This is a genomic window from Sphingobacterium sp. UBA865, from assembly GCF_002295765.1.
In the GTDB taxonomy this organism is placed as follows: domain Bacteria; phylum Bacteroidota; class Bacteroidia; order Sphingobacteriales; family Sphingobacteriaceae; genus Sphingobacterium; species Sphingobacterium multivorum.
This window is the reverse complement of sequence record NZ_DBGB01000007.1, coordinates 20,182-46,899: the sequence shown is the minus strand read 5'-3', so window position 1 is coordinate 46,899 and position 26,718 is coordinate 20,182. Positions and strand designations below refer to the sequence as shown.

The following is a 26,718-nucleotide window of genomic DNA, read 5'->3' as shown; positions in this document are numbered from 1 at the left end:
GACGCAAGTGTTTTGAATTGTATAGTAATAATAATGTTAAATAGAAAGTCCCATGATAATAAACCGCAGAGTTCCATTTAAATTTCTATTAAATGAAATTAAGGTACAATTGTTTACAGTTGCCCTTTTGGGGGTTACTTTTGGTCTATTACCATATTATTTACCAGATTATGCGCCGGATATTTCCATTCACATAGCGACAACATTGGGTATTGCGATCTCGATTCTGTTATCGTATAAAATCAACCAGTCCTATAACCGGTGGTGGGAAGCCCATACCATCTGGGGAGCAATCGTAAATGACAGCCGTTCTCTGATCCTGCAGCTCCAGCTTTATGTGAAAACTGAAAACGTAGATGTGGCTAAAATTTCCCATTATCAGATTGGCTGGTGTAGAGCTTTAGAAAGAGCATTGAGGCGGCAGGATATTTGGCCTGTTCTAGAAGATTTGCTCAGCGGAGAGGAAATGAAAAAGCTCCGAGAACATTCAAATGTCCCCTTTGCGATCAGTCAATTACAGAATGGATGCTTGAAAAAACTTTATGATGAAAACCTGCTGAATGAATTTGCTCTGCTTCAGATTGAAAAAACATTAAATGATCTTGTAGCATCGATGGGAAGAGCAGAGCGGATTAAAAATACCGTTTTTTCACCGACATTTGGTCAGATATTGCATGCCGCCATCTATTTGTTTGCGGTTTTTCTAAGTCTGTCATCCTCGTTCCACTTAAACATTGTGCTGCAGGTTGTCATTCTTATTTCGGTTTCGATGATGTTTTTTTTCTTGGAAATGCTAGCGCATAGGCTTCAGGATCCTTTCAGCAACAGCCCTACGGATACGCTTATGACCGCACTTTCACGAACGATAGAGATCAATATCCGTCAACTATTCAATGAGAAGGAAATCCCAGATCCAATTGAGCCGCAGGGATTTTATCTTATGTAACCTTAAAGCATTGTTTTATGAAAATTTTTGGTAAAAATACAGAAGGCTCTAAAAAGAGAGACCTTTCAGATCAAAGTCCAAGCGAACAGAATTCCGAAGGTTTTGTACGTGTCAGGGGAGCCAAGGAACACAATCTCAAAGATGTTGATGTCGATATTCCCAGAAATAAGCTTGTCGTATTTACGGGGATATCGGGTTCGGGTAAATCTTCTCTTGCATTTGGTACGATCTATGCGGAAGCACAGCGAAGATACCTGGAGTCAGTGTCACCCTATGCAAGACGTTTATTTAATCAAATGAATGTTCCTGAGGTCAGTGCCATTCATGGACTGCCCCCGGCTGTTGCCCTGCAACAGAGCAGGGGAGGTACTACCGTCCGCTCTACAGTGGGAAGTGTAACGACTATTTCCAATTTATTGAGGATGTTATATTCCCGGGCAGGGGATTATCCGCCCAAACAGTCTATCATCTATGCAGAAGGATTTTCTCCCAATACGCCCGAAGGAGCATGTCCTGTATGCCATGGTATCGGACGCATTTACGATGTCACAGAAAAATCGATGGTACCGGATGATTCCCTGACAATACGTGAACGGGCAGTAGCTGCCTGGCCATCGGCTTGGCAAGGGCAAAATCTCCGGGAAATTTTGATGACTTTAGGATTTGATGTCGATAAGCCGTGGAAGGATCTGCCGAAAAAAGACCGGGACTGGATCCTGTTTACCGATGAAACACCTACAGTACCCGTATATTCGGGGCTGTCTGCAGCGGAGGTACAGCGGGCGGTGAAAATGAAATTGCCGCCAAGTTATATGGGAACTTTTACCGGTGCCAAACGTTATGTTCTGCAAACATTTGCAAATACCAACAGTCCGATGATGAAGAGGCGGGTATCACAGTATATGCTGAATACGGAATGTTCGGAATGTCACGGAAAGAGATTAAAAAAAGAATCTTTGGCTGTAAAATTTGAGGGATTCGACATCGCTGATCTTTCCAATCAGTCGTTATCTCAGCTGATGGCCATTTTTACCCCATATGCAGAGGGTAGATTTTTATCTAATGATAAAGATAAACATCCAGAGAAAGCTATCGTTGCCCAAAATATTGCGATCGATCTCCTTGCACGGCTAAAAATCATGATTGATCTCGGTCTGGGGTATCTTTCGCTGGAGCGGAGCACGCCAAGTATTTCTCCCGGCGAATTACAACGGTTAAGGCTGGCGACACAGGTACACTCTAATCTATTTGGGGTAATTTACGTTCTGGATGAACCGTCAGCGGGTCTTCATCCTGCAGATACAGAAGCCTTGTTGGCTGTTTTGATAAAATTGAAAGATGCGGGTAATTCAATGTTTATCGTAGAGCATGAGGTTGATATTATCCGACATTGTGACTGGGTTGTGGATGTTGGGCCACAGGCGGGAGCCAATGGCGGGGAAATATTATATAGCGGTCACCTGGAAGGACTACAATCTGTAGAACGGTCGGTAACCCGTCATTATATTGATCCGGTTCCTGTTACCAAAGAGGTTGTCAGGACAGCTGAGCACTGGCTGCGAGCCAGTAATATCACCAGAAATAATATCCAAAACCTGGATGTGTCAATTCCCTTGGGCGTTCTCACCAGTATTACAGGTACTTCAGGGTCAGGTAAAAGCAGTCTGGTAAGTCAGGCGCTGGTAGACTTGATATCGGATTATTTGGGACAGGATATGGAGGAAAGCAGCGATGAACAGCCTGAACTATCACAGGAAACCAATATTCAGACTTCAGGTGTTATCACAAACGGCATGGAACACATCAAGCGGCTGGTAAGAGTTGACCAAAAGCCAATCGGCAGAACACCACGTTCAAATCTGGCAACCTATACGGGGCTGTTTGACAGGGTAAGGCAATTATTTGCTGAAACTGAGCTAGCTAAAAAAAGGAAATATGATGTGGGACGTTTTTCTTTTAATGTAGCCAAGGGACGATGTGCACACTGCAAAGGAGAAGGGTTTGTTATGGTAGAACTGTTATTCCTTCCCAGTGTTTATACACCATGTCCGACCTGTAAGGGAACCCGATATAATGACAAAACATTGGAAGTAAAGTATGACGATAAAAATATTGCCGAAGTTTTGGACATGACTGTGGATCAGGCCTGGGATTTTTTCAGCAGCGACAGGTCTTTAAGGCAAAGTCTTGAAGTCCTCAGACAGGTCGGTTTGGGTTATATACGTCTTGGACAGCCGGCCACAGAATTATCTGGGGGAGAAGCACAGCGTATCAAATTGGCATCGGAACTGCAGCGTACGCAAAAAGGGAAAACTTTATACGTTTTGGACGAACCGACGACAGGACTGCATCCGTCTGATGTGGAAAAGTTGATAGGTCAGCTGAATTTTTTGGTTGATGCCGGAAATACCGTGATTACGGTTGAACATGATATGCATGTTGTGGCCTCCAGTGACTGGGTGATAGATCTGGGACCCGGTGCGGGTAAAGATGGCGGAAAGATAATTGCTGAAGGAGCTCCCGCGGAAGTAGCTAAGAATAAGCAAAGCAAAACAGCTAAATATTTGGCTGCCTATGTTTAAAAAATGAAAATTAAAGGACGCGATGTCCGCTATTAACAAAATAAATATGTCGTATGAATACAGACTTAATTGGACTCATTGCAGGTGTCTTAACTTCATTTGCAATGATGCCCCAATTGATAAAGGTAATAAGAACCAGAAATGCGGATGACATTTCAATCTTAATACTTATTGTTTTACTTTCAGGTCTTTCCCTCTGGGTCTGGTATGGAATCATGAAAGAGGATTGGCAGATCATCCTATCGAATTCCTTTGCCGTTCTGGTCAATTTATCCCTCCTGGCTTACTGTATTATTTCCAGAAAGGGATTTAACAGGTGCAGATCCGAAATGTATGGCATCCTGCTATCAAATCTGGCGGCTGCGAAAATTGGGATTAAGTAAATTTTATTTGGTCAATAGTAAATATATAAAGACTTAAGTATGAAATCTTATCGGATAAATCACGTAAATTTAAGTGACAGTTCTAAATTGGATTCCAGACTGGAGCACCGGAGGACTTTTAATCTTCCGAACTGTGAGCTCAACATATTTGAAACATTTCATAAAAGTGACAATGTAATACTTTCATATAGTGGTGCATTGGTAGTTTCAAGTATGATGAGAGGAGAAAAAGTGATGTCCGAGGATGGTCAGGAGGCATTTGACTTTCTGCCCGGTCAAAGTGTGATCCTTCCTGACGGACTAACCATGAATGTAGGTTTTCCAGACGCAGATGAAAATCGTCCCGTTCAATGTATCACTCTTACACTGGACTGGGATACTGTTCACAAAAATCTTGACTATCTAAATGAGAGATATTCAAATCGTCAGGCACCTTTTGAATGGAAACTTGATTTTTCGCATCAGCATTTCGAGAATAGCATGGAGTTTGTAACAAGTCTCAATAAACTTGTTAACCTTAGTATGGAGGAAGGTTTTGCAAAAGAGGCAATTGCGGACCTCTCTCTTAAAGTACTTCTATTAAGGCTTCTTCAGACCCAGAACCGTTTGTCAGTGAACAGCAATCAACCAATGTATGACAATAGAATTCAACCGGCGATCAATTACGTGCATAAGCACCTTACGGAAAAAATAACTGTTGAAAAATTGGCAAGAGAATGCTGTTTGAGCCAATCATCTTTTTATCAATATTTTAAAAATATACTGGACATAACTCCTTTGGAATTTGTTCTGCGTACGCGCATAGACCATGCAAAAAAAATAATGGCTGACAGTTCCGTTACTGTGACTGAAGCCTGTAACGCATCAGGTTTAATAATGTGAATCATTTCATTAAAATTTTTAAAAGGCTTGAGGGGCTTTCTCCGGGCCAATATAGACACTGATTAACGCAAAGTGCGCGTTAAATAGGTATGTAATTGGTTAAGCTGAGAAATTTAAAAAAGGTGGGACATTTATTCGATGTCCCACCTTTACTTTTTATTTTCGCTCTACGTGAGTTTACGAACGGTTTTTTATCATGCCATGTGGATCGATAATAAACTTTTTGCTTGAACCATCCGAAAAGTCTTTATAGGCTTGTGGTGCTTCGTCAAGGCTGATAACCTGCGGGTTCATGATCGTTTTCATGGAGATACGGCCCCTTAGAATGGCCTGCATAATTTGATAATTGTAACGTCCAATTGGAGCCATTCCCGTTTGAATATGAAATGACTTAAGCCAACCTTTTCCCCAGTCGACAGTCGGTTTACCGTGCTTAGCATTCTCATCACGTCCTCCTGGATCAGAAGGAGTGTAGATACCTGGAATCCCTATACCTCCGCTTACGCGAACAACATCGAAAAGATCATTGATAACTGCGTTGGGATTTTCTTTTTTGTAGTCTTCATCACCATGTCCATGTGCCTCATAACCTACGGCATCCACACCGGCATCCACTTCTGGTACTCCGAGAATCTGTTCGATCTGTTCTGCTACACTGGCATCAAGGGTAAGATCAACAGTTTCCATTCCCGCCTGTTTGACAAGTTCCAACCGCTCCTTGTTTATATCTCCTACAATAACGCAGGAAGCTCCAAGAAGCTTTGCTGATTCTGCGGCGCAGCGTCCCACAGGTCCAGCACCAGCAATATAAACGGTTGATCCTGTTGTCACACCAGCAGCGTGACGTAAGCTTTTTTGGGTTGATTTTTTAGATATCTAAAAAATTGAGGGAGAGAAGATTTTTTCTGAACAATTAAGGGAGGATTTTGCTGATTTTTTGCAAAATCCTCCCTTAAATATAATGGTATTATCTTAGGCTATTTGGCAGCTAAAATGTCCAATTTTTCAATAGACGGAGGTGTTGCCAATAGGTCTGGTGCATTTTCCATTAATGCTTTTGCGATCTTACCGCCAAGGTGTGCCTCTCTACCTTCTTCGTTTGAAAAAGTATCGTAAATACCGAAGGTAGAAGCATCAATACGGAATGCATACCACGTAACGGTACCGGCTTCTTCAAGAGCAAGCGGTAATGCTCCTGTAATAAAATCTTCAACGTTTTTTTCTTGGCCGGCCTTTGCTTCCAACCGAACTAACAATCCTAATTTTTTCATTTTTTTTATTCTTTAGTTAAACAATTCTTTCATCAGACCAAATTAGAAAAACCAGCGCTGCTTCGTTTATTGGTTTGGTTCAATAAGTTATGAAAAGAGGTCAATTTGAGTGGATGTGGTTGGGGCTATACCCAAATTCATTTTTAAAGGCTGCACTAAAATTTGACAAGCTGCCATAGCCAAAGTCGATAAAAATTTCGGAAGGTGTGACTTGATTATTATGTAACAATTCTTTGGCCTTGTTAAGCCGTTTTTGCCGAAACCATTTCCCTGGAGATTCCTGGTATATACTTATAAATTTTCTCTTAAAAGTAGAGGCACTCATATTGCACAGAAAGGCTATTTCGTCAATATTCAAGTTCGTATAAAGGTTCTTTTCAATTACCATTTTAAATGATAATTCTCTTTCATTGATTAGTAAATAATGTAAGTAATCTAAAAATACCGTCCCATATTTATCCGCCAGATAAAGCATTATTTCTTCAAATTTCAGTTCCAAAATCTTTTGAGAGATAGATTGTTGCAAACCAAAAATTTGTTGGAGCGAATGAATATAATGGATGATAAAATTGTCTTTCTCTAAAAGGAAATAAGGTATATCCGTTATCTTTTTATCTGAGGCATTCTGACTGAAAGAATGGGAATGTTTCAATAAAAAATCGGTGATGTTTTTGTGAGAAAAGAAGAAGAGTAAACAACGGTATGAACTTACACCTACCAGTTCGGTAACCAAAACATTATTAGATGTGATAAGTAGCGATTGTGTTTCATTGATTGAAATGATATCATTAGAAAAGTGAATGTTTTTTTGACCATCCAATAAGAAACTGAATACATTTTTATCCAGGCCAATCTTGTTTCTAGAACCGTTCTTATACACTTCGTAATTGAAAATTTGCAAATCCGAAGTATGAGTTTCGTTATGTTCCCATAGATCTTCGGGAAGGTTTGTAATGTCCATCGTCAAAATTAAATTGATTTTTTACGGAGTGTTCTTTGGTTGTGTCATTAAGAAATTCGTTCCAAAAGCGATTTTAGCCATTTGAGTTTTTCTTGCTGTAAGGAGGGTACTTGATAACGCCTTACTACCTGACGAATAGATAAGCTCAAAAAGCTGTTGCTTTTTTTCATCCATCTTTTTCGGGAATATTTCCAAAAGTTTTTCCGAAACCTTTTCTGCAAAGCTATCTAAGCTTGTAAGGTCTTCTTTAGAAATATCCCAAAGATCTGCGGGAAGCCGAATCTCATCTGTTCCAAAATCTGTCCCGTTGTATCCGAGCCGGTATTCGGCACCGAGCAGGATAAGACATACCATAAAAAGCTTTGTTTGCGTTTTGAAAATATACCGGCTTGCTTTTTTATCCAGATTAAATAATTCGGCTACCAATGGTTCCTGATCTGTACAACTAAACATAATGTCCACTCTTCCATCGGGAAAAATAATGACTCCTTTATCTTCATCGGTATGATTGGCACATAGCAGGAAACTCTCCACAAAACCGGAGAGCCGTTCGTCAGGAACAATTTTTATGTACTCAAAATCTTGCATCGTTTTTATGTGCATCTGACCTGGGAAGAAATATTGGATATTCTTAATCAATCTGTCAGATGAATTATATATGCAAAACTAACAAAAAAAAACAGTCTAAAATACACCACCACACCCGGCAAATGCTGAGTGTGGTGGTGTAAGATTTTACCATTAATGAGGTCGTATGGGCTGTTACAACTTATAGATTTCTTTTAATGCTTCTTTCAATGCCAAAGGTTTTCTTCCCAAAAGGTTTTCCAGATCGTTTGTTACCTCTTCAAACTGGTGGTTTTTCTGATCTTCGGCAAAACCGGCGGTTAGTAAAATGGCAAATTCGGGAACGCCAAACTGCTTTAGTTTTTCGGTAAACTCTGTTGGGTCGGCATTGGTGTAAGAAACCGATTTGCCTGATAATTCCGAAAGAGCCTGAGCTACATCGGTGTAAGAATACAACAGAACTAACACTATAAAAAAGACATTATGAAAACGCTAGTAAAAACATTCGCAGCAGCAGCCCTAATCGCAGTATCTACATTCGCTATGGCAGCTGAAGGGCCAGGAGCAAAAGCAACAAAAACAAACGTTAACCTTTCTACAGCAGATTTCGCTTTAGAGCACTATGTCGCGGTAACTACCGAAGGAGAATCTGCAGGTGTAGAACAATTGTTCTCCGAGGATTTCAACCAAAAAATCCAAGCTTCCAATGCACAGAATCACAGCCGTAACGCTATTGTTAAATCCTTGAAAAAACAAAAAGGCGAGAAGCTGAACTGTGCGGTAAGCACCGAAATCCTTGAGGAGTCGGCGGATTATATGGTAGCCAAAGTGACGTTGACGTTTGAAAACTTTACCAAAACAGACCTAGTGACTCTTGTACGTGAAGGTAATGACTGGAAAGTATCTAAATCGATCAATTCGTATAAATAAGAGCCATCTCAAATAAATATATAAATGTTGTAGAGCCATGTCGAGAGATGTGGCTTATTTTCTAGCTATTTCATAATCGATCATCTCTCATGGCTTATGCTAATAGCATCATTTGCGTAATTGGGTTTGCGTTATCCTGTAGAGGCTGACAACAATAATAGCTGCAGCGACCGTCAGCACATGATGTGTTCCCCTGATAGAATAATGTATAAATCCACCGAGCCCCTGCAACATTAACACAAATTCATTCAAAAAGATTCCAACAAGTAAGCCATAAACGCCATAGTGAATGCCTTTTTCGATTTTTAACATACAAATCTGAAAAGCATACCCAATTAAAAAGAGTGATATTACCACCAAAAGGACGAGGTGAAGATAAGCAATAACAATTGGTCGAAATCCATAAGCTTGTTGGCTCAGAGCAGGTATGACCGATATGCCTTGCAATATCAGTTTGAGAAAAATGGCAAACAGGACACATAACCAAATTTTAGATGTATCGGGGCTTAAGCGGAGTGAAATATTGCTTCGGACCAGTCGGACGACTCGTTGTGCTAATGTTCCCCACAGGACAAATTGCAATCCGACTGTAATGACTATAATAATATATAGCCACAGGGGTAAACCCTTCCACCATAGAACAGATAAGAAATAGGTTGGTATAACAGTCATGACATACACGAGCGAAAAACGCGGACTTATTGGTATTTTACCAGTACGTTTATACAGCCAACTGGCAAACAGAGCAATACAGCCAAAGAAAAACCAGCCATTATACTGAAAATGAAGATAAAAATAGACTGATGCAAGCTGTTTTAATGGATCCAGTTGGTGGCTCACTTTGAGATATGCCAGAAAATAGGTCCCTAGTGAACTAAATATATTGAAAAATAGTGCCGACTTAATTAAGATCGAAATGGCCGGAGGAAGCGTCGATGATTTAAGATCCCGCACTAATTGAAAGCAGAACCAATAAGAGACAAGTATCGATAAAAAGGATAATATAATCGAACATAGGCTATAGCCAGCAACTGAAAAGGAAATAAGCATGCCTATCGAAACCGTCCAATTAGCCCATAGGATATGCTGATATTTCCTGCACAAAATCTGATTGGTTTTTATTCCCAGAACGGTCATTATGAGAAAAATCATAAGAGCTTGGGATACCCAGGCGGAAAAAGCAAAATGCGAATGCGCATGCATGAGGTTTTTCTGGTCGATCCAAGGAATGGGAAATAAAAATTTTAAGCGCATAATCAACCCGAAAATACCTACAATAAGTAAATTGAATAGGGTGATGACGATCCATTTCCTGATACTTAAATAGCTACTGATTTTATTCATACGTTGATTTCTTTCCGATAGCTGAAACATCGTTGTTCCAAGCTTCAATCAATACCATCGGCCGGAACAAAAACTTTTCCGCGGATAATGTTCAATTTATCTTCCTTGTCCATTTGCTTCATTGTCCGGATGATTGTTTCTACTCTTAACCCGGTCATATTAGCCAATTGTTGGCGCGTAAGCATAAGTCGGTTGCATTCCTGACAAACGAGTCTCTTGCTTTCATTTAACTTTTGGATCAGATTGGAGAGGATCTCCTCCGGTGAACGATTGTAAATTAATTTGATCATAAAGAGTTTAAAGTGTAGTTCGCGCGCCATCTTTTGTGATACCAAACGATGTAGGTTGCCATATTCATGTATGATTTCGATGAATTTTTTCGAACTGATCTTCATTAATGTACATGAACTGTCGGTAATTGCCGTCACTGTATAAACGCCATTGTCCAATATCGCTACTTCTCCAAAGCCCTCATTGGCACAGATAACATTGTGGAGGACCTCCCTACCGTCTGATAAGAAATTAGAAAGACGAACTCGCCCGCTTAACAACTGATAATAAAATGTGGCCATGCTATCCTCATGAAAAAGTATTTCACCAATATCGGCATGTAGGCTGCTCGCTCCCTTTTCGAGAAGTATTGCGGTTGGAATCATCGTTCGATATAAGTTAGTTTTTACTACACAGCGTAAAGATATAGTAGTGTCACAAAATAGATCTTGATGTTGATCACGGGAATGAGTGATGAAAATCAATATGGTGTTAATGTGCTTATATATAGTGTTTTATTGTTTTTGATTGATGGTTTGTTCTCACCGGAATCATTTTATGATTTGCCTCATAAAATGGCTACACGCTTCGATAATACCTTTGGATTAAGTAAAACACAATCAAGTTTGAACACAAAACCAAAATAAGATGAGAAAGCTAATTGTATGTTGTTTGATGGGATTATTTATCTATTCCTGTTCCTCAAACAATGGCGAGAAAAAGACCGTTGCCAACAGTGTTAATGAATCTGGGGCTTCGGCAAATGACGCCAGTGGATATGATCCTCACCGCGGTGAGGGAAAATTTGACAAAGTGGAAATCGCTGACCATTTGGATGCACCAATGGCCGCAGCCGGAAAATTGATTGTTGACCTGAAATGTGCTTCCTGCCACAAGCTAACCGACGAGAAACTAGTCGGGCCAGGATGGAAAGGTGTGACACAACGGAGAAAACCACAGTGGATCATGAATTTTATCACTAATCCTGATCCGATGATCGATAAGGATCCGGAATTACAGGCGCAACTTGAACTATGCATGGTCCGGATGCCTAACCAAAATCTAACGGACGAGGAAGCCCGAAAGGTATTGGAGTTTATGCGACAAAATGATGGTGTAAAATAATAAAAGCTGAATAAGAATCAACAAAGCTGCATAGGTATTAACCTTAAAATAAGAATAGAATGACTTTAACAAAATACATATTGACGAGCCTAATGGCGAGCGCGGTGTTAGCGACTTTCCATGCCTGTAAACCCAAAGGAGCGGGAGCCGCCGTGAGTGGTGATGCCGCTGAGAAGGTATATGTTGCCCCAGGGAAATACGATGAATTCTACAATTTCGTATCCGGGGGATTTAGTGGGCAGCTCTCCGTTTATGGACTTCCATCCGGCAGATTATTGCGTGTAATACCCGTTTTTTCACTAGATCCCGAAAAGGGCTGGGGTTTTAGTGAAGAAACTAAACCGATGCTCGAAACGTCCCATGGCAATGTACCTTGGGATGATTTACACCACGTGCAGCTTTCGAAAACCGATGGAAACTACGACGGCCGCTGGGTATTTGTCAATGCCAACAATACCCCCCGTATTGCCCGGGTGGATCTGACAACTTTTCGTACGGCTGAAGTACTCGAACTCCCCAACAGCGGTGGAAACCACTCTTCGCCGTACATTACTGAAAATACCGAATATGTTGTTGCAGGAACGCGATTTTCGGTTCCGCTGGACGGTGAGTCGGGCGATGTACCTATCAATACCTTTAAAAAGAATTTTCGCGGAACATTGAGCTTTGTCAGCGTCAATAAGGATAATGGCAACATGGAATTGGCTTTTCAGATTGAGACACCCGGTGTAAACTATGACCTGAGCCGAGCCGGTAAAGGGACTTCTCATGGTTGGTTCTTCTTCTCCACCTACAATACCGAACAGGCAAATACATTGCTGGAGGTCAATGCATCCAAAAATGACAAAGACTTTATATTGGCCGTCAACTGGAAAAAAGCCGAAGAGTATTTGAAAGCCGGAAAAGGGAAAAAGGTTACCGGGTTGAAGTATGCCCATAACACTTACGACGAGAAATCACATACCGCAAAAACATCTTTTAATACAGAAACGATCGTATTGAAGGCAGAGGAGCTGGAGGGGCTATGCTACTATATCCCTTGCCCAAAATCTCCGCACGGTGTCGACGTTGATCCTACAGGCGAATATATTGTAGGGTCGGGTAAACTGGCTGCGGTCATACCTGTATTCTCGTTCGCTAAGATGCAGAAAGCAATCCAGGAAAAACAATTCGAAGGAAAATTCGGTGGTATCCCAATTATCAAATACGAATCTGCGCTGTACGGCGAAGTCCAAAAACCTGGCTTGGGCCCACTGCATACAGAATTTGATGGCAGAGGAAATGCAATCACGTCATTCTTTGTGTCTTCCGAATTGGTGAAATGGAATATTAAGGATTTAAAGGTGCTCGACCGTACACCAACATTTTACTCAACAGGCCATTTAATGATACCTGGTGGAGATACCAAAAATCCAGAAGGCAAATATGTCATCGCCTATAATAAGATTACGAAAGACCGCTTTCTCCCTACAGGACCGGAGTTGGCTCAGAGTGCCCAATTGTTTGATATCTCGGGAGACAAAATGCAATTGTTGTTAGACTTTCCGACCATTGGTGAACCACATTATGCGCAAGCTATCAAAGCGGAGAAAGTGAAAGACAAAAGTGTGAAGATTTTTAAAATTGAAGAAAATACCAGCCCATTTGTTGCCAAAGGAGACAAAGATGCACGCGTTGAACGTAAAGGTAACCAGGTACATGTATACCTGACATCCATCCGTTCACACTTCACTCCGGACAATATCGAGGGTGTACAACTAGGCGATGAAGTCTATTTCCATGTGACCAATATTGAGCAGGACTGGGATATGCCGCATGGCTTTGCTGTCAAAGGCGCAAAGAATGGAGAATTGCTCATTATGCCGGGAGAGACACAGACATTGAAATGGGTTCCAGATAGAGTAGGTGTATTCCCGTTCTACTGTACGGATTTTTGTAGCGCGTTACACCAAGAGATGCAGGGGTATATCCGTATCTCAAAAAAAGGAAACAATGTTCCGTTGATTTATAGTCTGGGAACCAATCAACCGCAAGAGAAGACCAATTAATATAACCTACAATGATGAAAACTACAAGTCACCTGTCAGCAGTACATCGGATTCTTTTGATCCTGAGTGGCCTGGCCCTGGTAGCGGTCATCTTCCTACCCATCTGGCGTATTGAGCTCGACGCAGCACAATACCCAGAAGGGCTAGAACTACAGATCTATAGCAACAAGTTGGCCGGACAAGTTGATATTATCAATGGACTGAACCACTATATCGGGATGAAAACGCTACATGCGGAAGATTTCATAGAATTTAAGGTCTTGCCCTATATCATCTTATTTTTTGCGCTTGCTTTTTTGCTTACCGGTTTCGTGCAGAATAGAAAACTGCTCTATGGCTTATTCTTTTGTTTTCTGCTTTTTGGAGTCGCAGCCCTGGTTGACTTTTATATCTGGGAATACAACTATGGGCATCAGCTCGATCCATCTGCACCGATAAAAGTTCCCGGAATGTCTTATCAGCCACCACTGATCGGATACAAACAGCTTTTAAATTTTGGCGCCTATTCTATACCTGATATCGGGGGATGGATCTTTATACTCTGTGGAATTATCTTGGCCTTTTGTACAGTGCGGGAGTGGCAAAATAATAAAACCCTAAAACTAAAATCATATGAGAAACTATAAATTATTTGCGTTGATCTGTAGTAGTATATTGCTGGTTCTATGTAGTTTGCAGGCCTGTCAGGGCAACAATAAACCCAAGCCTATTAAATACGGTAGCGAGCAATGTGCCCACTGTAAGATGACAATAACGGACGCGCGTTTTGGTACGCAGCTGCAGACAAAAAAGGGACGGGTCTTTAATTTTGATGACGTACAATGTATGATCGCCTTTGTCAAAGGGAACTCGGTCAAAAAAGAAGAGATTGCCGTTTATTACCTGCCGGATTATGTTAGCCATAAGCTCGTACCGGCTGAAGGTGCATATTATCTCAAAAGTGAAGCCTTGAAAAGCCCAATGCGAGGCAATGTTGCTGTATTTGAAAAACGGGTGGAACTGGATAAGGTCAAAGCAGAGATCGGTGGCACGGTGATGACCTGGAATGATCTGTGGAAATAAATGAATAACAATGAAGAATCTAGCTTTAGCGTTGTACTGTGCAATGGCTTGTCTTTGGCTCGTAAACGTGCCTGTATCGGCGACAACCATCCAGGTAGGAAAGGGGCAGTCGGTCAGAACAATAAAGGCTGGCTTAGCACAAGCGAAATCAGGTGATACCGTTTTAGTAGCGGCGGGTGTGTATAAGGAGGGGAATATTGTTATTGATAAGGCAATTTTCCTGAAAGGCCTGGGAAAACCTGTGCTGGACGGCGAGAAAAAATATGAACCGCTCTCGATCAAATCACCGCAGGTTACTGTTCAAGGCTTTTTAATACAGCATTCGGGACATTCTTCCATGAATGATATTGCCGGTATTAAAATTTACAATACAGCGCATATCAAAATTTTTGACAATGAGCTCGTGGACAATTTTTTCGGGATTTATGCGCAGAATGCTACAAACGTTGAAATACGGGGCAATATCCTCAGAGCTTTTGGTACAGCGGAGCAGCTGATTGGTAATGGTATTCATGCTTGGAAATCAGATAGTTTAAGTGTTGAAAATAATGAAGTGTCTGGACATAGGGACGGTATTTATCTTGAGTTTGTGACCCATACTCGAGTACAGGGCAATCTTTCTGAAAAAAATCTGCGCTATGGTCTCCATTTTATGTTTTCCCATGAGAACAGTTACATCTCAAACACCTTTCGCAGCAATGGTGCAGGTGTAGCTGTTATGTATACCAAGCATGTCCATATGGAAAACAATAATTTCGAAGAGAATTGGGGCGATGCCGCCTATGGATTGTTGCTCAAAGATATTTCCGATAGTCAGATCATCAACAATCAGTTTAGCCGCAATACCACGGGTATTTTTATGGAAGGATCGAATCGTATCCATATTGAACATAACAATTTTAAGAGCAACGGATGGGGGCTCAAGATTCAGTCGAGCTGTATGGACAATGTGCTTAAAGACAATAATTTTCTTCAGAATACCTTTGATGTTGCCACCAATGGTACCCTTACACTCAACAGCTTTGTGCATAACTATTGGGACAAATACGAGGGATACGATCTGGACAAAGACGGATTTGGGGATATCCCTTTTCGTCCCGTTAGCCTATTCTCGATGATGGTTGAGCGCTATCCTTCGGCGATGTTACTTTTTCGAAGTTTTATGGCCATGTTGTTCGACCGGACTGAAAAGCTATTACCAAGTCTGACACCCGAGGGGCTTAAAGACGATAAGCCTCGCATGAAATCAATAAAAGTATGATTAGTATCCAGCAGTTAACGAAAAGCTTTGGAAAATTCAATGCATTAAAGGGCATTGATCTGACCTTGAATGGCGGCGAATGCGTTGCCTTAATTGGCCCCAATGGCAGTGGTAAGACTACTTTGATCAAGTCTGTCCTAGGTATGGTCATGCCGAGTGCCGGACGGATCACTTTTGAAGGACAGGACATTGGACAGCAATGGGCTTATCGGAACCATATCGGCTATATGCCGCAGATCGGTCAATATCCTGAGAATATGTCCATCAAACAGGTCCTGGATATGATCAAAGATATCCGTAAACAGCCCCAGGCGGATTCGGATCTTTATCAGGCTTTTGGCGTGGACAAGCTGTTGGAAAAACGGATGGAAACGCTTTCCGGTGGCACAAGACAAAAAGTAAGTGCCTGTATCGCATTTATGTTTGACCCCAAAGTACTCATCCTGGATGAACCTACAGCAGGACTGGATCCTCTGTCTACCGAAATTCTCAAGGATAAAATCAAAAAAGAAATCGGACGCGGTAAACTGATCATCATCAGTTCCCATGTGCTTAGTGATCTCGATGAATTTGTATCGCAGATTGTCTTTCTTCAGGAAGGAGAGCTGAAGTTTCATAAGAGTTTGCAGCAATTAAAAGAAGATACAGGTACTGAAAAGCTATCTAAAGCAATCGCTTATTTGATGCAGAACCGCGACCTGTCTAATTAGAGAAAAGATGAATAAAATTATACGCTACGTTTTTGTGGATCTCTTGCGCAACAAGACCATTTTATGCTACACCATATTACTCTTTGTACTTTCCATGACGGTCTATAGCATGGAGGACAACTATGAAAAGGGATTACTCAGTCTACTGAATATTGTGTTGTTTGTAGTTCCGCTGATGAGTATCATTTTTTCAGGCATCTATATCTACCAGAGTTCCGAGTTTATCAATTGCCTTGTCAGTCAGCCTTTGCAACGGCAAAGCATTTGGGGCAGCCTGTATGTGGGTCTGGCAGGTGCACTTAGTTTAGCTTTTTTTATTGGCGTTGGCATACCAACTTTTATCTATGCATTTAGCTCTTCGGGAATTACTTTGGTCGGTTGCGGACTGTTACTTTCTTTGATTTTCGTTTCGATCGCGATGTGGACATCTGTATTGATCAGAGATAAGTCGAAGGGGATAGGATTGGCAATTTTGCTTTGGCTTTATTTCACGCTGCTTTTTGACGCACTGGTGCTTTTCATCCTATTTCAGTTTGCGGATTATCCCATCGAACATGGAATGGTTGCACTGTCCATGCTCAATCCCATCGATATCTGTCGCATCCTTATTTTATTACAGGTCGATCTATCCGCGATGATGGGCTATACAGGGGCGATATTTCGGGATTTCTTCGGTAATACATTCGGCATTGCGATCACCCTGTTGGTCATGTTGCTCTGGTGCCTCATTCCTCTAGGGCTATCTATTCGCTATTTTAAGAAAAAGGATTTATAATAATTTATTGACCATTTAATACTATTATCATGATTAAATCACCGTTATTGGAGGTTTTCAATATAGAACCTCGACTTAAACACCCGACCATATTTGATCACTTCGATGCCCTGGATTCGGGCGAGTCATTTATTATCAAAAACGATCATGATCCTAAACCGCTCTATTATCAGTTGCTGGGTGAACGTGGAAAGGATCTCATTTGGAATTATCTTGAATCGGGGCCCGAATACTGGCAGGTTCGCCTTGGCAAACCGCTCGAAAGCGAAACACTGGAAACCGTTGGCCATATTGCTGCCAAGGATATCCGCAAGGCCGAAGTTTTAAAACAGCTTGGGGTAGATTTTTGTTGCGGTGGTAAGCAGACGCTTAAGGAGGCCGCTCATAGTGTTGGTCTCGATGAAATTGAATTGCGCAGACGGTTAAACCAATCCGAAGAGCTTCCTATAGCCGGCCCACCGCTAAATTTTAAAGATTGGGATATCGATTTTTTAAGTGATTATATTAAGAATGTTCATCATCGGTATGTCCGGGAAAAAGGACCGATTATTCAGGAACTTGCACATAAAGTGGCCGATGTGCATGCACAGCAGCATCCCGAGCTGGTCAACTTGTCCCAAGAACTCGATGCCTTTCTTGATGACCTTTACCATCATTTGGATAAAGAGGAGAAGCAGCTCTTTCCGGCAACCAAGAATGAACAAGAATTGACCAGCAAACAGGTAGATCAGCTCATTCAATTTTTGATTTCCGAACACGAAGATTCAGGAAAGGAACTTCAGCAGTTGCGCAAAATTACCCAAAATTACACATTGCCAGCCAATGCCTGCAATTCCTACACGTCATTATTTTCACAGATCGAATCTTTCGAATCCGATCTTTTGCAGCATATCCACCTGGAGAATAATATTTTATTTCCAAAGTTGCTCGCGAGCTACGGTGTTCAAATGAATTAAAAACTAGAAAAGCCATGCGGATAAACCAGCATACCAAGATTTCAGAACTGATCAGCTATAATGACTTAAGCATTGAAGCCATTGCAGCTATTGCCAAACCCTTGCGTAAGATCCGGATCCCGGTGTTGCGTCGGATACTGGCCCCTCGGGTCTCCATAGTCGAAGCAGCAAAAATTGGCGGATGTTCGGTTACAGATTTTCGTGCTGCGCTGGTACCGCTCGGCTTTATTTGGATGTCAGATGGAGCTGAGAAAGTCAATGATCCATTCGATGCAGCAGAGCGGCCAAGTTGGATGGATGATGCAGCAGTGACGGTTGTATTCGATGTGAGACCCCTATTGGAAATGGGGCAAGATCCATTAAAAGATATTTTTCAGTTGTATCGCTCACTCGTCGCAGGAGGGATTCTTTGCATCAGCAATTCATTTGTCCCCATTCCATTGATTAGGCGTATGGAGGAGCGTGGAGTGCCAAGCTATAGCCACGAATGGGCGGAGGGCGAATTCAGAAGTTACTTTTATAAAAAAGATACAGTGCTGTCCGTTCAGCCTGCTGAGGGCGATCATATTTCATTTGTGCCGAAACGACTTTTTGAGCAGAAATTAGCGCGACTTTCCGCGCTTCAACTTGTTACATTGGATGTCAGGACATTGCCTATGCCGCAGCCCATGGAATCAATTCTTGAGGCCCTTGCTCAACTGAAAGCCGATGAGGTTGTCTATGTAAAACATCGGAAGGTTCCGCTCCATTTACTAGAAGAACTGGATCATTTTTCTTATCGGATTTTCATCCATGAACAACATCCTGGAGATGTCCATCTGTTAATTTACCCCGTTAAATAAAATGGCACATATTGCTATTCATAAGAGCCCAGAAGCGTATGCTGTATTGCCGTTTTTTATCACTGCGGGCATTTTTTTTCTACTGTTCAGCTTCCTCTTGGTTTTTAGCGGGGGGCAGCTCTTTGGGCACCATTTTCAACCAAAAGTGCTGGCAATCGTCCATAGCCTAGCACTAGGTTGGGGCACGATGGTGATTTATGGAGCGGCGTATCAGCTGGTGCCGGTTATTTTTGAGCGTTCACTTCGCTCTTCCAAATTGGCATTTTTCAGTTATATCCTATTGACATCGGGAACCTGTGTGTTGATTTATAGTTTCTGGTATTTCAAGATCGGTTTACTCATGTGCGTTGGAGGGCTATTGATTACGCTCAGCTCCTACCTGTACTTCTACTTGCTGTGGATGACGACTAAAGATGTGGAGCATCTATTTGAACTACGCCTTTATTTTACGTTCTCGGCCTTCTGGCTTTGTTTTACAACCACCTTAGGCCTTTTGCTTGCCATTAATTTAGCCCATGGTTTTCTAACAAAAAGTCACCTCGATATCCTAAAGCTACACGCCCACGTCGGTATTGTTGGTTGGTTTTTGCAGTTGATCCTGGGAGCGGGAGCGAAGATGCTGCCGATGTTTCTCTTGGGACAATCCACCAAAACAAAGTGGCTTTATGTTTCGGTCATTTTGATAAACCTTGGATTGGTACTTTTTTTATTGGACGGATACAGCCATCCTGTGGGATTAAGATCTCTTACCTTTGGAGCAATAGTGCTATTGGGAGTAGTTTGCTGGGCCGTTTTTGTCGTGGATTGTTTTGTGCACCGGGCTCGTAAGGTACTGGATATTCCGATGAAACATAGTTTCATTTCCTTTTTGAGTTTATTGTTCGCGTTTCTCACCTTACCTATGGTTGTCCGGCAGGAGTCTGGTAATTGGGTGAATTTATATGCCGTATGGGTGTTTTTTGGATGGATAACGGGTATTATTTTAGGGATGACCTATAAGACCCTGCCTTTTATGATCTGGAATTGGCGCTATAAAGATCTCAATGGCATCAAAAAAATACCTTTGCCCAAGGAACTTTATAGTCAGCGATTACTTTCTATACAATATTATCTTTACCTAGTGGCGCTTGTCGTCATGGCGGTTGCTGTAGCCGGTCAATTCAGGTGGGCATTATACTGTGCAGCCTGGCTTTGGGCAGCACTTGCTGCTGTTTATGTTGTCAATGTCGGAAAAGTAGTTTTTCATCAAAGAAAAAGTAAATAAACTACGCACCTCGCCTATATATTTAATGAAAGATACCATGAAAATTGATCTAACAAAACCGGAGGCTTCCGATCAGTTAAAAGCTGTTCAGGTATTGATGCTTGTGATGGATCCCGAATTGGGGATCAACATCGTAGATATGGGCTTAATTTATGATATTAATTTAACCGATCCCAGTCGTATTGTTGTTACCATGACGTTATCTTCATCCTATTGCCCGATGGGCGACTCTATCGTTCATGGCGTTGAAAAAACATTGCAACAGCAATTTCCACAGCGGGCAATAATTATCGAGCTCGTTTGGGATCCTATTTGGACTCCCGATCGGATCAGCGAAGAGGGAAAGAGCCTATTGGAACGAGAATGATTTCTTGAAGAATAAATTCACCTCCCTATTTCCGCTATTCGCCGAGTTTTCCCGATCGTTAGTCTAAAGCCTTTAGGCTAAGGGCCTATTGTGTTGTAGTTTTGAGTCAACAAATAAGAACAAAAGTACTAACACAATAAAAAAAAACATTATGAAAGTATTAGTAAAAACATTCGCAGCAGCAGCTTTAATCGCCGTATCTACATTTGCTATGGCAGCTGAAGGACCTGGAGCAAAAGCAACAAAAGAAAACGTTAACCTTTCCACAGCTGACTTCGCTTTAGAGCACTATGTTGCGGTCACTACGGAGGGAGAATCAGCAGGCGTGGAGCAGTTATTTGCAGCTGATTTTAATCAAAAGATTCAAGCTTCCAATGCGCAGTCTAACAGCTGCAGCGAAGTGGTTAAATCCTTGAAAAAACAAAAGGGCGAAAAGCTGAACTGTACAGTAAGCACAGATATCATCGAGGAATCGACAGACTATATGGTCGCTAAAGTGACTTTGAAATTTGAGAATTTCACCAAAACAGATTTAGTTACCTTGGAGCGTGTAGGCAATGACTGGAAAGTATCGAAATCGATCAATTCGTATAAGTAGTATCCAATAACTGGTGGTTTGCCAGCAATTAAAGACAAACCACTAGTGAATCATATGTTTATTAAGGCCACGTCGGGAGATGTGGCTTTTTTACGTCAAAAGGGCCTGATTCTCATCAGACCCTTTCTCTTAGCGTTTATTTGTACAGTAATTTTTATGTTTCCTATCGTTTCCTCTTTTTTGTTTCGTCATCCAATGATTTTAAAGACAATTGGATTTCACCGTACGACGCCAATTTTTATGTTGAACCTTTCTTTCGAAAGGTAGCTTGTAGCCGTTTTGTATAATAAGAACAACGGATATTTGAAAATAGTTTTATTGGAGTAATTTTTTTTGATAACTTGATATGACGGCAGCTGTCTCAATAAAGTATTTTAAAAGAACATAGCATTTCAACCGTAGGATTACTGTTATATGAAAAATCGTTATATCGTTACGCCAAAAGACAAAAGGGCAGAAGAGTTATTGGATTTTAATGAAGCTGGAGATCATCATTTGATCCAGTTAGTTCTCTCAGAGTCGCAATTTTATCAATTAGATGCTTTTGGTGTATTTTCAGATTTGAATAATATGCTAGGCTGTTTAATAGATGATTTTGAAGACGATGCTATTACGAATAAGCAACAGTTGGAGGAAGGGTTAAAATATTTAAAAAATGTAAGGTTAAAAAGATGATCGTATTCAGGAGCTTATGGAAGAAATTATTTGCCTGTTTGAAGAAGCTGTGAAAAGGCAAACTGGCGTTTATTTTTTCTTTTAATAGGAACTTGGTTATTTTTAAATTGCTAAAATAAAATTCACCTCCCTATACCCGCCATTCACCGAGTTTTCCCGATCGTTAGTCTAAAGCCCATGGGCTAGAAGCCTATTATGTGGTAGTTTTGAGTCAACAAATAAGAACAACAGAACTAACACAATAAAAAAAGACATTATGAAAACTCTAGTAAAAACATTCGTAGCAGCAGCTTTAATCGCTGTATCAACTTTCACTATGGCAGCTGAAGGACCTGGAGCAAAAGCAACAAAAGCAAACGTTAACCTTTCCACCGCAGATTTCGCTTTAGCGCACTATGTTGCGGTCACTACGGATGGGGAATCAGCAGGTGTAGAGCAGTTATTTGCAGCTGATTTTAATCAAAAGATCCAAGTTACCAATGCACAAAGTAACAGCCGTAGCGAAGTGGTTAAATCCTTGAAAAAGCAAAAAGGGGAAAAGCTGAACTGCACAGTAAGCACAGACATCATTGAGGAATCGGCAGACTATACGGTGGCTAAAGTGACTTTGAAATTTGAGGATTTCACCAAGACAGATCTAGTTACTTTGGAGCGTGTGGGCAATGATTGGAAAGTATCCAAATCAATCAATTCTTATAAATAGAATTTTACAACTGGTGGTTTGCTGCAAATAAATGACAAACCACTAGTGAATCAAATGTTTAAATTTAGTTTAGAAGCTAGGTCGTGAGATCTGGCTTTTTTGTTTTGTCATGCAATGTGCGTTACTCGTTGATTGCCGATCATCAAACTTTAAATTCTGGCGCAATCATCACTTTTTCCTCTTTTACGTTATTGAGGAAATCGCTGTATTTTATAGGTAATTTTTTACGATGAAAATAAAAATAGAAGTCAAATGAACCGCCCACGATCCCATTTCCTGGTACGTATATAAATCTGTCAATACCTCTATCTACTTCCAGCTCATGGTCATGCGTATGCCAGTCTGTATAAGTCCAAAATTGATAACCCATCGCACCATTTTTATACTTGATGACTTTGGATAAATATTCTCTTCGGTCTCTTAGATAATCGAAAGTAGGATAGTCGTAAGGGGTATTGCCGATAGTGTAAGCGGGAAATTCTTCATGAGGATATCTCTTTTTAAAAATAGCTTCCATTTCAGTAATTTTAATAGGCTCTTGCTCAATATTTATTGTTCCAAACATGTTCTGAAAAATGGATGGCCTATTTCTTATCGCAAAAAATTGTATTAGACAATGTTTGGACGAATAGTATTTGTTGCCAATTTTCCGGATAATTTGATATTCGTTGAAATATTTAGTTTTTGCACCGTATGTTTTATCAAAATCAGCATATGTATTGGCTCCTAATAGCCTTTTAAGGTATTGGTGGGGTATCGTATCATTTTTGATACTATCCAGATGAATTTCAGTCCAATCACGGTTCCCTTCCAAATCTGGAAGAACGGCAATAAGAATTAGATTAAGGTCTTTGTGATGGCCCAATTTACTTCGATCTATATCTATACCATCGATGAACGTCAGTGAAAATAGCTCAACGTTCTTCTTGATACCATACAAGTTATCTGTAGATAATTTGTAATTATCTAAGATACAGCCCTGTGGCTGATCAGGTAATAAGATATATTTGACGTTGGCAGATAAACTGAGCGAAACAATTAATAGTGGCATCAAAAGCCATAATCTGAACCGTTTAATTATATGTTGTTTCATCTTTTCTTTCGCTATGGTTAATAACTCTATTTTTCTCCGCTTCGCTAAAATCATTTAATGAACCGACTTTGGTGAATAGCATTTTTAATGTGATGAGCGATCATTAAACTTTAAATTCTGGCGCAATCATCACTTTTTCCTCTTTTACGTTATTCAGAAAGTCGCTATACTTTACGGGTAATTTCTTTCGATAAAAATAAAAGTAGAAATCAAATGAACCGCCCACGATCCCTTTTCCAGGAACGTATACAAATCTGTCAATACCTCTATCTACCTCTAGCTCATGATCATGCGCATGCCAGTTTGTATAGGTCCAAAACTGGTAACCAATTTCGCTATTTTGAAACTTGATGGTTTTTGACAAGTATTCTTTCCGATCTCTTAAATAATCAATAGCGCTACTGTAGGAATAAGGTGTGTCGCCGATAGTATATGGTGGAAAGTTAGTGCCGGGGTATCTCTTTTTAAAAATAGTTTCCATTTCTGTAATCTTAAGCGGTTCTTGCTCAATATTTATTGTCCCAAACACATTCTGAAAAATGGAAGGCCTATTTCTGACGGCAAAAAATTGAATTAAACAATGTTTAGAGGCAAAGTATTTGTTGCCAATTTTCCGGATAATTTGATATTCGTCAAAATATTTAGTTTTTGGACCGTATGGGTCATCTAAACCTGAAAGCGTATTTATTCGGAATAATCTATTTAATACCGAAGTTGTAATAATGTCGTCTTTAATAGTATCGAGATTAATTTCTTTCCAATCTGCGCTCCCTAACAAATCGGGGAGGAGAGCAATAAGTATTAGATTAAGCTGAGTGTTGGCATTAATTTTATCTTTACTTATTGGGTCTGGTCCGTTATGGAATGTGAGTGTAAATAACTCTACATTCTTTTCTATACCGTATAGTTTCTCTGTTGATAATTTGTACTGATCAATTGAATAGTTCTCCGGCTTATCTGGCATAACAAAATATTTTGGTCGGCTAAATAAACTAATATTGACAAATATAAATGACAATAAAAGTAATAATCTGAATAGTTTAATTAGATGTTGTTCCATCTTTTTCCTTCTCTATAGTTAATAACTTTTTTTTCTCCGCTTCGCTAAAATCATTGGCAACATCGGCCTTGGCGATTCACGTTTTTTAATTGTTGTTAAAAGATAGTAAAAATAATTTCACTTTCCTCGCCGTTCCATTCCTGCCATTCACCGAGTTTTCCCAACCGTTGGTCTAAAGCCCATAGGCAAGGGGCCTATTGTGTCGTAGTTTTGAATCAACAAATAAGAACAGATAAAAAACTAACACAATAAAATAAAGACATTATGAAAACGCTAGTAAAAACATTCGCCGCCGCTGCCCTAATCGCCGTATCAACTTTCGCTATGGCAGCTGAAGGACCGGGAACAAAATCGGCAAAAACAAACGTTAACCTTTCCACAGCAGACTTGGCACTGGATCACTATGTTGCGGTAACGACTGAAGGCGAATCAGCAGGAGTAGAGCAGTTATTCGCCGAAGATTTTAATCAAAAGATCCAAGCTACTAATGCGCAGTCTAACAGCCGTAGTGCCGTAGTTAAACTATTGAAAAAGCAAAAAGGAGAAAAGCTGAACTGTACAGTAAGCACTGATATTTTAGAAGAATCAGCTGATTATATGGTAGCGAAAGTGACTCTAAAGTTTGAAAACTTCACCAAAACGGACTTAGTTACCTTGGAGCGTGTGGCTAATGACTGGAAAGTATCCAAATCGATCAATTCTTATAAATAAGAGCCATCTCAAATAAATATATATGTTGTAGAGCCACATCGAGAGATGTGGCTTTTTCATGATCTATTTGAAATAGCGACTTGTTTCGGGGATAACGTAGTGAGTGGAGCTCAATTAGAATAATTAAGTAGAAAGAATAGATGAATTTAGGTAAAGAATTAGGAGAAGCGCTTAATGAATAGACTTTTAATAACGCTCGTACAATAGGCTGTGAGCTATTTCAGAAGGAAAAATGTAAATATTCTAGGGAAAGAACTAGGAAAAGATTAGGAGAAGAAGTAGAAAGAAAGTAGAAGAATTAGTAGAAAGATAGTAGTATCGCCTTGTTTATAGATCTTGAATCACTTGAGTTGATCATGTAGTTTAATCACAACTTTCACTACAACAGCTCATACAAGCGTTGATAAACTGGATAGCCTTAATTTTCCTCTTACCATAACCTGCATGGTGATGACGAAAGACATGGTATCTCGGTGATCGCTACAACACAAACTCACGGATTTCGTCGCTGCTCTAGTCATTATTGCTAAAAACTGCTAATTAGAGATGAGTTTAAATAACTTTTATAGGCATTGTGTTCGTACCTGCTTCGTATAGCTTTCGGATCAGGACATGTAGGGTTCGATTGTTGACCAGTATCTGAACAGTTTTTCCCTGTACAGAGACTGGACAAGGTCTGTTGGGTGTCTGTACAATATCTATTGATGATCCGAACGTGGTACGAATCTGATACGAAGCAGACTTACCTATCTATTCCCGCCACTCACCGAGTTTTCCTGAACGTTAGTCTAAAGCCCGTAGGCTAGGAGCGTATTGTGTTGTAGTTTTGAGTCAACAAATAAGAACAGATAAAAAAACTAACACAATAAAATAAAGAAATTATGAGAACTCTAGTAAAAACATTCACAGCAGCAGCTTTAATCGCCGTATCAACATTTGCTATGGCAGCTGAAGGACCTGGCGCAAAAGCAGCAAAAGCAAACGTTAATCTTTCCACAGCAGACTTGGCACTCGATCACTATGTGGCGGTAATGACAGAGGGAGAATCAGCAGGTGTAGAGCAATTGTTCGCCGAAGATTTTAACCAAAAGATCCAAGCTAACAATGCGCAGTCTAACAGCCGTAGCGAAGTGGTTAAATCGTTGAAAAAACAAAAAGGCGAAAAGCTAAACTGTATAGTAAGCACAGATATCATTGAGGAGTCAGCAGATTACATGGTTGCTAAAGTAACCTTGAAATTTGAAAACTTCACCAAGACAGATTTAGTTACCTTGGAACGTGTTGGCAATGACTGGAAAGTATCCAAATCAATCAATTCGTATAAATAGAATT

31 protein-coding genes are annotated in these 26,718 nt (G+C 40.5%); 22 read left to right on the top strand and 9 right to left on the bottom strand.

Annotated elements, in window-relative coordinates:
• Nucleotides 1–52: 52 nt before the first annotated feature.
• Genes B2O97_RS02665 through B2O97_RS25210 form a run of 5 tightly spaced genes read left to right on the top strand, consistent with a single transcriptional unit; the run spans nucleotide 53 to nucleotide 4,855 of the window.
• Nucleotides 53–946 (top strand): bestrophin family protein, encoded by an 894-nt coding sequence (locus tag B2O97_RS02665; protein ID WP_286766906.1) that lies wholly within the window; start codon nucleotides 53–55, stop codon nucleotides 944–946.
• Between the two features lie 17 nt (nucleotides 947–963).
• Entirely contained in the window at nucleotides 964–3,528 is a 2,565-nt protein-coding gene (gene uvrA / locus B2O97_RS02660) for an excinuclease ABC subunit UvrA (protein WP_286766905.1), read from the top strand.
• A 53-nt stretch (nucleotides 3,529–3,581) separates the two neighbouring features.
• Nucleotides 3,582–3,911 (top strand): SemiSWEET transporter, encoded by a 330-nt coding sequence (locus B2O97_RS02655; protein WP_115049907.1) that lies wholly within the window; start codon nucleotides 3,582–3,584, stop codon nucleotides 3,909–3,911.
• Nucleotides 3,912–3,950: 39 nt separating this feature from the next.
• Entirely contained in the window at nucleotides 3,951–4,793 is an 843-nt protein-coding gene (locus B2O97_RS02650; RefSeq protein WP_286766904.1) for an AraC family transcriptional regulator N-terminal domain-containing protein, read from the top strand.
• Nucleotides 4,790–4,855 carry a hypothetical protein gene (locus B2O97_RS25210; protein WP_369012024.1) on the top strand — a complete coding sequence of 22 codons (66 nt, stop codon included), beginning with the start codon at nucleotides 4,790–4,792 and terminating at the stop codon, nucleotides 4,853–4,855. Before B2O97_RS02650 ends, B2O97_RS25210 begins: the two co-directional genes overlap by 4 nt.
• Before the next feature lie 115 nt (nucleotides 4,856–4,970).
• Here B2O97_RS25210 and B2O97_RS02645 read toward each other — a convergent pair whose 3' ends face one another.
• The 5 genes from B2O97_RS02645 to B2O97_RS02625 all read right to left on the bottom strand — a co-directional run bounded on the left by B2O97_RS02645 (nucleotide 4,971) and on the right by B2O97_RS02625 (nucleotide 8,060).
• Complete coding sequence (locus B2O97_RS02645) at nucleotides 4,971–5,624, bottom strand: zinc-binding dehydrogenase (protein ID WP_286766903.1); 654 nt, start codon at nucleotides 5,622–5,624, stop codon at nucleotides 4,971–4,973.
• Between the two features lie 146 nt (nucleotides 5,625–5,770).
• Nucleotides 5,771–6,064 (bottom strand): putative quinol monooxygenase, encoded by a 294-nt coding sequence (locus tag B2O97_RS02640; RefSeq protein WP_047096321.1) that lies wholly within the window; start codon nucleotides 6,062–6,064, stop codon nucleotides 5,771–5,773.
• A 100-nt stretch (nucleotides 6,065–6,164) separates the two neighbouring features.
• Nucleotides 6,165–7,025 (bottom strand): helix-turn-helix domain-containing protein, encoded by an 861-nt coding sequence (locus tag B2O97_RS02635; protein WP_201639602.1) that lies wholly within the window; start codon nucleotides 7,023–7,025, stop codon nucleotides 6,165–6,167.
• Nucleotides 7,026–7,046: 21 nt separating this feature from the next.
• Complete coding sequence (locus B2O97_RS02630; RefSeq protein ID WP_286766902.1) at nucleotides 7,047–7,613, bottom strand: hypothetical protein; 567 nt, start codon at nucleotides 7,611–7,613, stop codon at nucleotides 7,047–7,049.
• A 174-nt stretch (nucleotides 7,614–7,787) separates the two neighbouring features.
• Nucleotides 7,788–8,060 (bottom strand): hypothetical protein, encoded by a 273-nt coding sequence (locus B2O97_RS02625; RefSeq protein ID WP_201639600.1) that lies wholly within the window; start codon nucleotides 8,058–8,060, stop codon nucleotides 7,788–7,790.
• A gap of 15 nt (nucleotides 8,061–8,075) precedes the next feature.
• On the opposite strand from B2O97_RS02625, the gene B2O97_RS02620 reads away from it, so the two are divergent.
• On the top strand, nucleotides 8,076–8,522 hold the full coding sequence (locus B2O97_RS02620) for a nuclear transport factor 2 family protein (RefSeq protein WP_115049917.1): 447 nt from the start codon (nucleotides 8,076–8,078) through the stop codon (nucleotides 8,520–8,522).
• A gap of 108 nt (nucleotides 8,523–8,630) precedes the next feature.
• Here B2O97_RS02620 and B2O97_RS02615 read toward each other — a convergent pair whose 3' ends face one another.
• Nucleotides 8,631–9,866 carry a hypothetical protein gene (locus B2O97_RS02615; protein WP_201639599.1) on the bottom strand — a complete coding sequence of 412 codons (1,236 nt, stop codon included), beginning with the start codon at nucleotides 9,864–9,866 and terminating at the stop codon, nucleotides 8,631–8,633.
• A 44-nt stretch (nucleotides 9,867–9,910) separates the two neighbouring features.
• Nucleotides 9,911–10,522 (bottom strand): Crp/Fnr family transcriptional regulator, encoded by a 612-nt coding sequence (locus B2O97_RS02610; protein WP_286766901.1) that lies wholly within the window; start codon nucleotides 10,520–10,522, stop codon nucleotides 9,911–9,913.
• 262 nt (nucleotides 10,523–10,784) lie between these two features.
• Here B2O97_RS02610 and B2O97_RS02605 point away from each other — a divergent pair, with 262 nt between their 5' ends.
• The 14 genes from B2O97_RS02605 to B2O97_RS02540 all read left to right on the top strand — a co-directional run bounded on the left by B2O97_RS02605 (nucleotide 10,785) and on the right by B2O97_RS02540 (nucleotide 22,522).
• Nucleotides 10,785–11,261, top strand: a complete 477-nt coding sequence (locus tag B2O97_RS02605; protein WP_070565751.1) for a c-type cytochrome — start codon at nucleotides 10,785–10,787, stop codon at nucleotides 11,259–11,261.
• Nucleotides 11,262–11,320: 59 nt separating this feature from the next.
• Entirely contained in the window at nucleotides 11,321–13,309 is a 1,989-nt protein-coding gene (nosZ, locus tag B2O97_RS02600; protein WP_286766900.1) for a Sec-dependent nitrous-oxide reductase, read from the top strand.
• Nucleotides 13,310–13,320: 11 nt separating this feature from the next.
• Nucleotides 13,321–13,935, top strand: a complete 615-nt coding sequence (locus B2O97_RS02595) for a hypothetical protein (RefSeq protein ID WP_198386050.1) — start codon at nucleotides 13,321–13,323, stop codon at nucleotides 13,933–13,935.
• Entirely contained in the window at nucleotides 13,922–14,371 is a 450-nt protein-coding gene (locus B2O97_RS02590) for a nitrous oxide reductase accessory protein NosL (RefSeq protein WP_083295915.1), read from the top strand. Before B2O97_RS02595 ends, B2O97_RS02590 begins: the two co-directional genes overlap by 14 nt.
• 10 nt (nucleotides 14,372–14,381) lie before the next feature.
• Complete coding sequence (locus tag B2O97_RS02585) at nucleotides 14,382–15,632, top strand: nitrous oxide reductase family maturation protein NosD (RefSeq protein WP_201303484.1); 1,251 nt, start codon at nucleotides 14,382–14,384, stop codon at nucleotides 15,630–15,632.
• Nucleotides 15,629–16,342 carry an ABC transporter ATP-binding protein gene (locus B2O97_RS02580; RefSeq protein ID WP_115049926.1) on the top strand — a complete coding sequence of 238 codons (714 nt, stop codon included), beginning with the start codon at nucleotides 15,629–15,631 and terminating at the stop codon, nucleotides 16,340–16,342. Before B2O97_RS02585 ends, B2O97_RS02580 begins: the two co-directional genes overlap by 4 nt.
• A gap of 7 nt (nucleotides 16,343–16,349) precedes the next feature.
• The gene (locus B2O97_RS02575) at nucleotides 16,350–17,117 is read left to right on the top strand and encodes an ABC transporter permease subunit (RefSeq protein ID WP_070565740.1); all 768 of its coding nucleotides are present in this window, start codon (nucleotides 16,350–16,352) and stop codon (nucleotides 17,115–17,117) included.
• A 29-nt stretch (nucleotides 17,118–17,146) separates the two neighbouring features.
• Complete coding sequence (ric, locus tag B2O97_RS02570; RefSeq protein WP_070565738.1) at nucleotides 17,147–18,073, top strand: iron-sulfur cluster repair di-iron protein; 927 nt, start codon at nucleotides 17,147–17,149, stop codon at nucleotides 18,071–18,073.
• Nucleotides 18,074–18,087: 14 nt separating this feature from the next.
• A complete protein-coding gene (locus B2O97_RS02565) occupies nucleotides 18,088–18,915 on the top strand; it encodes a DUF2249 domain-containing protein (RefSeq protein WP_286766899.1) in 828 nt (275 codons plus the stop codon).
• 1 nt (nucleotide 18,916) lies between these two features.
• Entirely contained in the window at nucleotides 18,917–20,179 is a 1,263-nt protein-coding gene (locus B2O97_RS02560) for a hypothetical protein (protein ID WP_153846625.1), read from the top strand.
• Between the two features lie 37 nt (nucleotides 20,180–20,216).
• The gene (locus B2O97_RS02555; RefSeq protein ID WP_070565732.1) at nucleotides 20,217–20,546 is read left to right on the top strand and encodes a metal-sulfur cluster assembly factor; all 330 of its coding nucleotides are present in this window, start codon (nucleotides 20,217–20,219) and stop codon (nucleotides 20,544–20,546) included.
• 151 nt (nucleotides 20,547–20,697) lie between these two features.
• Nucleotides 20,698–21,144, top strand: a complete 447-nt coding sequence (locus B2O97_RS02550) for a nuclear transport factor 2 family protein (RefSeq protein ID WP_286766898.1) — start codon at nucleotides 20,698–20,700, stop codon at nucleotides 21,142–21,144.
• A 414-nt stretch (nucleotides 21,145–21,558) separates the two neighbouring features.
• Nucleotides 21,559–21,819: a hypothetical protein gene (locus tag B2O97_RS02545; RefSeq protein ID WP_286766897.1), complete on the top strand. Its 261-nt coding sequence runs from the start codon at nucleotides 21,559–21,561 to the stop codon at nucleotides 21,817–21,819.
• Nucleotides 21,820–22,075: 256 nt separating this feature from the next.
• The gene (locus B2O97_RS02540; protein WP_286766896.1) at nucleotides 22,076–22,522 is read left to right on the top strand and encodes a nuclear transport factor 2 family protein; all 447 of its coding nucleotides are present in this window, start codon (nucleotides 22,076–22,078) and stop codon (nucleotides 22,520–22,522) included.
• A 142-nt stretch (nucleotides 22,523–22,664) separates the two neighbouring features.
• Here the strand turns inward: B2O97_RS02540 and B2O97_RS02535 are convergent, their stop codons facing one another.
• Together B2O97_RS02535 and B2O97_RS02530 are read right to left on the bottom strand one after the other, a co-directional pair.
• Nucleotides 22,665–23,615 carry a hypothetical protein gene (locus B2O97_RS02535; protein ID WP_286766895.1) on the bottom strand — a complete coding sequence of 317 codons (951 nt, stop codon included), beginning with the start codon at nucleotides 23,613–23,615 and terminating at the stop codon, nucleotides 22,665–22,667.
• Between the two features lie 103 nt (nucleotides 23,616–23,718).
• A complete protein-coding gene (locus B2O97_RS02530) occupies nucleotides 23,719–24,579 on the bottom strand; it encodes a hypothetical protein (RefSeq protein ID WP_286766894.1) in 861 nt (286 codons plus the stop codon).
• A gap of 360 nt (nucleotides 24,580–24,939) precedes the next feature.
• On the opposite strand from B2O97_RS02530, the gene B2O97_RS02525 reads away from it, so the two are divergent.
• Together B2O97_RS02525 and B2O97_RS02520 are read left to right on the top strand one after the other, a co-directional pair.
• Nucleotides 24,940–25,386 (top strand): nuclear transport factor 2 family protein, encoded by a 447-nt coding sequence (locus B2O97_RS02525; RefSeq protein WP_286766893.1) that lies wholly within the window; start codon nucleotides 24,940–24,942, stop codon nucleotides 25,384–25,386.
• 881 nt (nucleotides 25,387–26,267) lie between these two features.
• Nucleotides 26,268–26,714 carry a nuclear transport factor 2 family protein gene (locus tag B2O97_RS02520; protein WP_286766892.1) on the top strand — a complete coding sequence of 149 codons (447 nt, stop codon included), beginning with the start codon at nucleotides 26,268–26,270 and terminating at the stop codon, nucleotides 26,712–26,714.
• The last annotated feature ends 4 nt before the right edge of the window (nucleotides 26,715–26,718 follow it).

Coding starts and splice junctions, on each gene's coding strand:
- B2O97_RS02585 (WP_201303484.1), top strand. CDS start 14,382: ATGAAGAATCTAGCTTTAGCGTTGTACTGTGCAATGGCTTGTCTTTGG.
- B2O97_RS02605 (WP_070565751.1), top strand. CDS start 10,785: ATGAGAAAGCTAATTGTATGTTGTTTGATGGGATTATTTATCTATTCC.
- B2O97_RS02550 (WP_286766898.1), top strand. CDS start 20,698: ATGAAAGTATTAGTAAAAACATTCGCAGCAGCAGCTTTAATCGCCGTA.
- B2O97_RS02590 (WP_083295915.1), top strand. CDS start 13,922: ATGAGAAACTATAAATTATTTGCGTTGATCTGTAGTAGTATATTGCTG.
- B2O97_RS02575 (WP_070565740.1), top strand. CDS start 16,350: ATGAATAAAATTATACGCTACGTTTTTGTGGATCTCTTGCGCAACAAG.
- uvrA (WP_286766905.1), top strand. CDS start 964: ATGAAAATTTTTGGTAAAAATACAGAAGGCTCTAAAAAGAGAGACCTT.
- nosZ (WP_286766900.1), top strand. CDS start 11,321: ATGACTTTAACAAAATACATATTGACGAGCCTAATGGCGAGCGCGGTG.
- ric (WP_070565738.1), top strand. CDS start 17,147: ATGATTAAATCACCGTTATTGGAGGTTTTCAATATAGAACCTCGACTT.
- B2O97_RS02545 (WP_286766897.1), top strand. CDS start 21,559: ATGAAAAATCGTTATATCGTTACGCCAAAAGACAAAAGGGCAGAAGAG.
- B2O97_RS02620 (WP_115049917.1), top strand. CDS start 8,076: ATGAAAACGCTAGTAAAAACATTCGCAGCAGCAGCCCTAATCGCAGTA.
- B2O97_RS02615 (WP_201639599.1), bottom strand. CDS start 9,866: ATGAATAAAATCAGTAGCTATTTAAGTATCAGGAAATGGATCGTCATC.
- B2O97_RS02655 (WP_115049907.1), top strand. CDS start 3,582: ATGAATACAGACTTAATTGGACTCATTGCAGGTGTCTTAACTTCATTT.
- B2O97_RS02610 (WP_286766901.1), bottom strand. CDS start 10,522: ATGATTCCAACCGCAATACTTCTCGAAAAGGGAGCGAGCAGCCTACAT.
- B2O97_RS02630 (WP_286766902.1), bottom strand. CDS start 7,613: ATGCAAGATTTTGAGTACATAAAAATTGTTCCTGACGAACGGCTCTCC.
- B2O97_RS02580 (WP_115049926.1), top strand. CDS start 15,629: ATGATTAGTATCCAGCAGTTAACGAAAAGCTTTGGAAAATTCAATGCA.
- B2O97_RS02595 (WP_198386050.1), top strand. CDS start 13,321: ATGATGAAAACTACAAGTCACCTGTCAGCAGTACATCGGATTCTTTTG.
- B2O97_RS02540 (WP_286766896.1), top strand. CDS start 22,076: ATGAAAACTCTAGTAAAAACATTCGTAGCAGCAGCTTTAATCGCTGTA.
- B2O97_RS02635 (WP_201639602.1), bottom strand. CDS start 7,025: ATGGACATTACAAACCTTCCCGAAGATCTATGGGAACATAACGAAACT.
- B2O97_RS02650 (WP_286766904.1), top strand. CDS start 3,951: ATGAAATCTTATCGGATAAATCACGTAAATTTAAGTGACAGTTCTAAA.
- B2O97_RS02555 (WP_070565732.1), top strand. CDS start 20,217: ATGAAAATTGATCTAACAAAACCGGAGGCTTCCGATCAGTTAAAAGCT.
- B2O97_RS02535 (WP_286766895.1), bottom strand. CDS start 23,615: ATGAAACAACATATAATTAAACGGTTCAGATTATGGCTTTTGATGCCA.
- B2O97_RS02665 (WP_286766906.1), top strand. CDS start 53: ATGATAATAAACCGCAGAGTTCCATTTAAATTTCTATTAAATGAAATT.
- B2O97_RS02525 (WP_286766893.1), top strand. CDS start 24,940: ATGAAAACGCTAGTAAAAACATTCGCCGCCGCTGCCCTAATCGCCGTA.
- B2O97_RS02560 (WP_153846625.1), top strand. CDS start 18,917: ATGGCACATATTGCTATTCATAAGAGCCCAGAAGCGTATGCTGTATTG.
- B2O97_RS02640 (WP_047096321.1), bottom strand. CDS start 6,064: ATGAAAAAATTAGGATTGTTAGTTCGGTTGGAAGCAAAGGCCGGCCAA.
- B2O97_RS02520 (WP_286766892.1), top strand. CDS start 26,268: ATGAGAACTCTAGTAAAAACATTCACAGCAGCAGCTTTAATCGCCGTA.
- B2O97_RS02530 (WP_286766894.1), bottom strand. CDS start 24,579: ATGCCAGATAAGCCGGAGAACTATTCAATTGATCAGTACAAATTATCA.
- B2O97_RS02565 (WP_286766899.1), top strand. CDS start 18,088: ATGCGGATAAACCAGCATACCAAGATTTCAGAACTGATCAGCTATAAT.